Below are 6,006 nucleotides of genomic sequence, written 5' to 3'. Positions count from 1 at the left end.
GCGGCCGACAGCGGCGACGGCGCCGTGCAGATGGAGGACGTGGATGGCCGCTGCACCGTGAGCACGAGGGACGGCAGCGTGCTCGTGACGGGGCGCCTGCGCGGCGGGCTGCGCGCGAGCAGCGGCGACGGGACGATCACGGTGCGCGCGGCCGACGGCAGCCTCGTGGACGGCGACTGGCAGATCGAGACCGGCGACGGCGGCGTGGTCGTCGCGCTGCCCGACGTGCTCGATGCCAGCCTCGACGTGCAGACGAGCGACGGGCGCATCTCGCTCAACGGTTTCCCCGACCTGCCGATCGAGCGCGAGGGCGACGGGCGTCGCCTCCAGGCCACGCTCGGCACCGGCGCCGGCCGCCTGCGCATCCGCACCGGCGACGGCTCGATCACGCTCAAGCGGTCGTTCGTGCCGCCGCCCCCTGCACCCCCGGCCCCGCCTGCGCCACCCGCGGCGCCTGCGTCACCGCGCTAGCGCGTCGGGCGACCGCTCTTGCCTTCTGCCTTGTCCCTTGTCCCTTGTCCCTTTTCCCCTGAGCCCTGAGCCCTGAGCCCTGAGCCCCAAGCCCCAAGCCCCAAGCCCCAAGCCAACTACGCCCGCCGCGACATCGCGTAGATCGTCGGATCGCTGCCGAGCGCCTCGACGAAGGCGTCGTGGCGTTCGCGGCACTTGCTGCACGCGCCGCAATGCACGCCGCCCACGGGCTTCATGCACGACATCGTGAGATTCATCGGCGCGGCGACCTGCTGGCCGCGGCGGATGACGTCGGGCTTGTGGAAATGGCGGAAGGGCGTCTCGATCCGGATCGGGTGGTCGAGGCCCAGCGACAGCGCGTGCGCCATGGCGCCGAAGAACTCCGGCGTGGCATCCGGGAAGGGGTTGCCCGCGAGCGGCCCGAGCGCGATGCGCGAGATCTTCTGGATCGCGCAGTACACGGCGGCCTTGCCGAGCAGCACCACGTTGCGGCCGACGAGGTAGACGTCCTCGTCGGGGGTATCGTAGGCGGGCGGCGCGCCGGTCAGCGACCAGTGGGTGGGCGCGTATACGTCGCGCACCGAGGCCTTGAGCACGTGCAGCGGCGCCAGGTGTGACCGATCGGGGAACGCCGTGAGGGCGCGCTCCAGCATGGCCTGCTCCTCGCGCTCCCACGCGAGTCCCGAGGTCACGTAGATTGGATAGACGAAGGCCGTCGTCGCCAGGTCGGCGGCCAGGACGACGCTGTCGAGGCCACCGGAGCAGAGGACCGCGACGCGCTCGGCATGCAGGGTGAATTCGTGATCTACAGGCACTTCGTCTTTGACCTCGATGGAACGCTGATCGATTCCCGCCAGGACCTGGCCGACGCCGCCAACGCGATGCTGGCCAGCTACGGCGCGCCCCCGCTGCCCGTGCCCGCGGTCGTCGCCATGGTCGGTGAGGGCGCCCGGACACTGGTGGAGCGTGCCCTCGCGCGTGCCGGCCTCGAGGCCGACCCCGACGACGCCCTGCCGCGCTTCCTTGCTGCCTACGACGCGCGGCTGACGGCGACAACGGTACCGTATCCGGGCGTGGCGGAGGTGCTGGGCCGACTCCACGCCGTCGCGCGGGTCTCGGTGCTCACCAACAAGCCGCAGCGCCCGACCGACGCGATTCTCGACGCCCTTGGGCTGTCGGCGCACGTGGATGCCGCCATCGGCGGCGATTCGCCGCACGGGCGCAAGCCCGCCCCCGGGGCGCTGCAGGCGCTCGTCGCGCAGGCCGGCATGCCGGCGGCAGAGACCCTGATGATCGGGGACTCGTGGGTGGACGTCGAGACGGCCACGGCGGCCGGCGTCGATGCCTGCCTGGTCGCGTTCGGGTTCGGCTACCCGGCCGTGGGGCCGGCGCATCGCGCGCAGGCCCGCTGGACGATCGACGCGATCGACGCCCTGATCGCGCGGGCCCCCGTGGCGCGCTACTGATCCACCAGGAGCTTCGAGGCCGCGCGCGCGCCGATCACGATGCGGCGTGCGTCGCGGCCCTCAATGGCCACGCTGTCGGCCGCGGCATCGCGCGAGACGACCACGATGGCCTCGCCGGGCATGAGGCTGCTCTGCTCGATGAACCGGAGGAAGTCGGCGTCCTGGTCGGCCACCCGCGCCACGCGCACGGGCTGGCCGAGGGGGCACTCGAGCAGCGTGTGGTAGGCGCGCTCGGGCACGCCGCCGTCGGCGTTGGGGATCGGGTCGCCGTGCGGATCGACGGTGGGGAAGCCGAGCATCTCGTCCATGCGCTGGATGAGCCGGTCCGACACCGCGTGCTCGAGGTGCTCGGCCTCGTCGTGCACCTCGGCCCAGCTCATGCCCATGACCTGCACGAGGAACAGCTCGACCAGGCGATGGCGGCGCAGGACGAGCGCGGCCAGCTTGTCGCCGGCCGGCGTCAGTCGCACGCCCGCATACGGCTCGTAGCGCACGAGTCCAGACTCGGACAGCGCCTTGACCATGGTCGTGGCCGTGCCAGGCACGACATCGAGCGCGCTCGCGAGCTGGCCCATGGGCACGAGGGCACTCTCGCCGATCGCGCGCTGCGCGGAGTAGATGGCCTTGAGGTAGTTCTCGACGGTGCTCGAGGGCAGCATGGGCGGCTGCATTATGGTAATGCTGCGATGCCGGGAATGCCGAGAATGCCGGGACAGCCACGCGGGCCGCTTGCCGAGGCGCTCGCCACGCCGGAGGGAAAGGCGCGGTACGTGCGCGAGCTCTTCCACGAGATCGCGCCGCGCTACGACGACATCACGGTGTGGCTGTCGTACGGGCGCGATGCCGCGTGGAAGGACGTGCTCGTCCGCATGGCGGCAGTGCAGCCAGGGGAGTTCGCCCTCGATCTGGCGTGCGGCACGGGCGACATCGCGGCGCGGCTGCGCGATGCGGGCGCGTCGGTGACCGGCCTCGACCTCACGCACCGCATGCTCACGATCGCCGCGCGCAAGCCGGCGCTGCGCGGCATCCACTGGGTGTGTGGCGACATGCTCGCCCTGCCCGTGCCCGACGCCTCGCAGCGCATCGTGACGGCCGGCTACGGGCTGCGCAACGTGCCCGACCTGCGGCAGTCGCTGCGCGAGATCCGGCGCGTGCTCGCGCCCGGCGGTCGGTTCCTGTCGCTCGACTTCACCCTGCCCGCTCAGCCCGTCGTGCGCGCGGCGTACCTCGGCTACCTGCGGGTGGTGGGTGGTGCGGTGGGGCAGTGGCTCCACGACGACCCCGACACGTACCGCTATATCCCCGAGAGCCTGGAGCGCTACCCCGGCGCCGCCGGCGTGGCCGACCTGATGCGGGAGGAAGGGTTCGAGCGCGTCGGGTGGTGGCCGCTGATGGGCGGGTTGATGGCCATCAACGCCGGGCAGGTGGGACGGCCGGGCCAGCCGCGGCCGCCGATCGCGGGCGGCAACGTGGGGTACCCTTGAAAGCCATGCTCGAGACGGCCGAAGTTCGCAGACAGCTCACCCACCGGCTCGCCGAGATGAAGAAGGCGCAGGCGCAGCGCCGCGCCGCGTCCGACGCGGCACGGGCGGCCTTCGACGCCGTGCTCGAGCGCGAGATCGCACCGACGATGCGGCAGTTTGCCCAGGCGCTGAAGGCGGAAGGCTTCCCGTTCTCCGTGCAGACCCCGGCCGGCGCCGCCCGCCTCGTGTCCGACCGCTCCAGCGACAACGCCATCGACGTCTTTCTCGAGGTGGCCGGGGCCCAGCCTGCCGTGCTCGTGCGGAGCGCCTACAGTCGGGGCCGGCGGCAGCTCGAGGACGAGCGCACGCTGGCGCAGGGCGAGGCGATTGCCGCCATCGACGGCGAGCGCGTCCTGGCCGTGCTGCTCGACGTGATCGAGCCGTTCGTCGAGCGCTAGGGCCCACGCCGTTCGCCTGCGGCTGTCGCCCGCGGCCGCGCGTCTGAATCTCGGCGCCCGCGCGTCGTGCGCCGCCTGGAGGAACCCGTGCGTCAGACCCTTGCCACCCTCGTCGTCCTCTCCGCGATCGCCGTGGCCCCGCTGGCTCCGGCCCGCGCCCAGACCGCCATGTCCCACTCGTCGACCCAGGATCTCGTGATCGCCGCTGGCGAAGGGCTCGTCAAGCGCGCCCCCGACCAGGCCTTCGTCACCGTGGCGTCCGAATCGCGATCGAACCAGCCGCGTGAGGCACAGGCCCGGAATGCCGAGGTGGCCACCGCCATCCGCCAGCGCCTGGCCGGGTTCAACCTGCCGGGCGATGCGCTCCGCACCGTGAGCGTGGACATGCAGCCCCAGTTCGACTGGGCCAACGGCAAGCAGACGTTGCGCGGCTACCTCGCCAGCAACGTCATCGAGGTGCGCCTCGACGATGTGGCCCGTGTGGGCGAGGTGGTCGACGCGGTGATCGCGGCTGGCGCGACGCGCGTGGCGGGCGTGCGCTTCACCTTGAAGGACATGGCCGGTGCCGAGCAGGAAGCCCTGAAGCTGGCCTCTGCGGCGGCGCTTGCCCGCGCGAAGGCGATGGCCAGTGGTGTTGGCCGCAGCGTCGACCGTGTGGTGCGCCTCGACGAGACCGGGCGCGACATGGGCGGGCCCCAGCCGGTGATGATGCGCGCGATGGCCGCGCCGGCCGCCGCCGACATGCCCTCGACGCCCGTGACCGCCGGCGAGGTGGAAGTCCGCGTGTCGGTCACGCTGCACGCCGCGTTGAAGTAGATCGGGCCGGGTACCGGGTACCAGGACCGGGCTTGCTGCGGCGAGGCCGGCATCAGGCGGGTCGGCGCGAACGCGAGTCCCGGGTGATTGCCGTCGTGAGCTGTACCCGGAACCCTGTACCCCGTACCCGGCCTTGCCCATGACCCCCACCCTCGCCCTCCTGCTGGTCCTCGCCGCGCTGGCGGGGGCGCTCGTCGCGTGGCTCGTGCTGCGCGGCTCGCGCGTGTCGGCCACCGAGGCGCGGACCCTTCACGCGGAGGCCGCCGCAGCGACGGCACGCGCGGCGACGCTCGGCGAGGCGCTCGACCAGGCCCATCTCGAGACCGAGGACCTGCGACGCGAACTGGCGATCGCCCAGCGCGGGCGCGCCGTCGCCGAGACCCGCGCGGAGGACCTCGAGTCCCGCGCCCGCGAACAGGCCAGGGAGTTCGCTGCCACCCAGCGACAGGGGCAGGACGCCTTCAAGGCCCTGGCGGCCGACGCGCTCGACACGAGCACGACGCGGTTGCTGGCACTCGCCGAGGAGCGCTTCAGGACGCTGCAGGAGCAGGCCGCTGGCGAACTGCGCGCGCGCACCGACGCGCTCGGCTCCCTCGTGGCGCCGCTGTCGGACAAGCTCGTCGAAGTGCAGCGCCAGACGCAGGCGTTCGCCGAGAGCAGCCAGCGCGGCCTCGGCGAGGTCGGGCAGCACCTCCGCGACGTGGTGAGCGCGACGGGTACGCTGCAGCAGGAGACGGCGCGCCTGGTGACCGCACTGCGGACGCCGCACGTGCGTGGTCGCTGGGGCGAGGTCGCGCTGCGGCGCGTGGCGGAACTCTCGGGCATGAGCCCGCACTGCGACTTCCTCGAACAGCGCACGCACGAGGGCGACGAAGGCCGCCTGCGCCCCGACGTCGTCGTGACACTCCCCGCGGGGCGCACCATCATCATCGATGCAAAGGTGGCGCTCACGGCGTACCTCGACTCGCTCGAGGCGACCAGCGAGGATGACCGCCGGGCGCACGTGCAGCGGCACGCCGCGCAGCTGCGGACGCACGTGCAGCAGCTGGCCGATCGTCGCTACGCCGGCCAACTGCGGGAGAGTGCCGAGTTCGTGGTGCTCTTCATTCCCGGCGACACGTTCCTCTCGGCGGCGGCCGAGGCCGATCCGTCGCTGGTCGAGCAGGCGCTCGAGCGGCACGTCGTGATCGCCACGCCCTCGACGCTCATCGCCTTGCTGCGCGCCGTCGCGTACGGCTGGCGGCAGGAGAAGCTCGCCGAGAACGCCCAGCACATCAGCGACCTCGGCCGCGACCTCCACGACCGCCTGGCGACGCTCATCTCGCACCTGGC

Annotated in this window: 8 protein-coding genes; 6 read left to right on the top strand and 2 right to left on the bottom strand. The window is 72.6% G+C overall.

Annotated features, from left to right (window positions below; translation table 11 throughout):
* Positions 1 to 471, top strand: a 471-nt coding sequence (locus ACIRDX_RS19640) for a DUF4097 family beta strand repeat-containing protein (protein ID WP_396627134.1), incomplete at its 5' end; no start/stop codon positions are given.
* Positions 472 to 587: 116 nt separating this feature from the next.
* On the opposite strand, the gene ACIRDX_RS19635 is transcribed toward ACIRDX_RS19640, so the two are convergent.
* Positions 588 to 1,286, bottom strand: a complete 699-nt coding sequence (locus tag ACIRDX_RS19635) for a 7-cyano-7-deazaguanine synthase (protein ID WP_396627133.1) — start codon at positions 1,284 to 1,286, stop codon at positions 588 to 590.
* Between ACIRDX_RS19635 and ACIRDX_RS19630 the strand changes: the two genes are divergently transcribed.
* Entirely contained in the window at positions 1,272 to 1,937 is a 666-nt protein-coding gene (locus ACIRDX_RS19630; protein ID WP_396627132.1) for an HAD family hydrolase, read from the top strand. The two genes, ACIRDX_RS19635 and ACIRDX_RS19630, sit on opposite strands and share 15 nt — an antisense overlap.
* Here the strand turns inward: ACIRDX_RS19630 and ACIRDX_RS19625 are convergent.
* Entirely contained in the window at positions 1,931 to 2,596 is a 666-nt protein-coding gene (locus tag ACIRDX_RS19625) for a metal-dependent transcriptional regulator (RefSeq protein ID WP_396627131.1), read from the bottom strand. The genes ACIRDX_RS19630 and ACIRDX_RS19625 overlap by 7 nt on opposite strands.
* Before the next feature lie 45 nt (positions 2,597 to 2,641).
* On the opposite strand from ACIRDX_RS19625, the gene ACIRDX_RS19620 reads away from it, so the two are divergent.
* The 4 genes from ACIRDX_RS19620 to rmuC form a co-directional block, all read left to right on the top strand.
* A complete protein-coding gene (locus ACIRDX_RS19620) occupies positions 2,642 to 3,421 on the top strand; it encodes a ubiquinone/menaquinone biosynthesis methyltransferase (protein ID WP_396627130.1) in 780 nt (259 codons plus the stop codon).
* A gap of 5 nt (positions 3,422 to 3,426) precedes the next feature.
* Positions 3,427 to 3,858: a hypothetical protein gene (locus tag ACIRDX_RS19615; protein ID WP_396627129.1), complete on the top strand. Its 432-nt coding sequence runs from the start codon at positions 3,427 to 3,429 to the stop codon at positions 3,856 to 3,858.
* A gap of 87 nt (positions 3,859 to 3,945) precedes the next feature.
* Positions 3,946 to 4,674, top strand: coding sequence for an SIMPL domain-containing protein (locus ACIRDX_RS19610; protein ID WP_396627128.1), 729 nt, complete (start codon positions 3,946 to 3,948; stop codon positions 4,672 to 4,674).
* 139 nt (positions 4,675 to 4,813) lie between these two features.
* A partial coding sequence (rmuC, locus tag ACIRDX_RS19605; protein WP_396627127.1) for a DNA recombination protein RmuC occupies positions 4,814 to 6,006 on the top strand: 1,193 nt, incomplete at its 3' end.

This window comes from Luteitalea sp. (assembly GCF_044337415.1).
In the GTDB taxonomy this organism is placed as follows: Bacteria; Acidobacteriota; Vicinamibacteria; order Vicinamibacterales; family Vicinamibacteraceae; genus Luteitalea.
Note: the sequence above shows the minus strand (reverse complement) of the source record. Positions and strands in the feature narration are given on the sequence as shown.

Excerpts from the sequence above, each read along its gene's own strand:
- ACIRDX_RS19625 (WP_396627131.1), bottom strand. The coding sequence starts at position 2,596 with ATGCTGCCCTCGAGCACCGTCGAGAACTACCTCAAGGCCATCTACTCC.
- ACIRDX_RS19620 (WP_396627130.1), top strand. The coding sequence starts at position 2,642 with ATGCCGGGACAGCCACGCGGGCCGCTTGCCGAGGCGCTCGCCACGCCG.
- ACIRDX_RS19615 (WP_396627129.1), top strand. The coding sequence starts at position 3,427 with ATGCTCGAGACGGCCGAAGTTCGCAGACAGCTCACCCACCGGCTCGCC.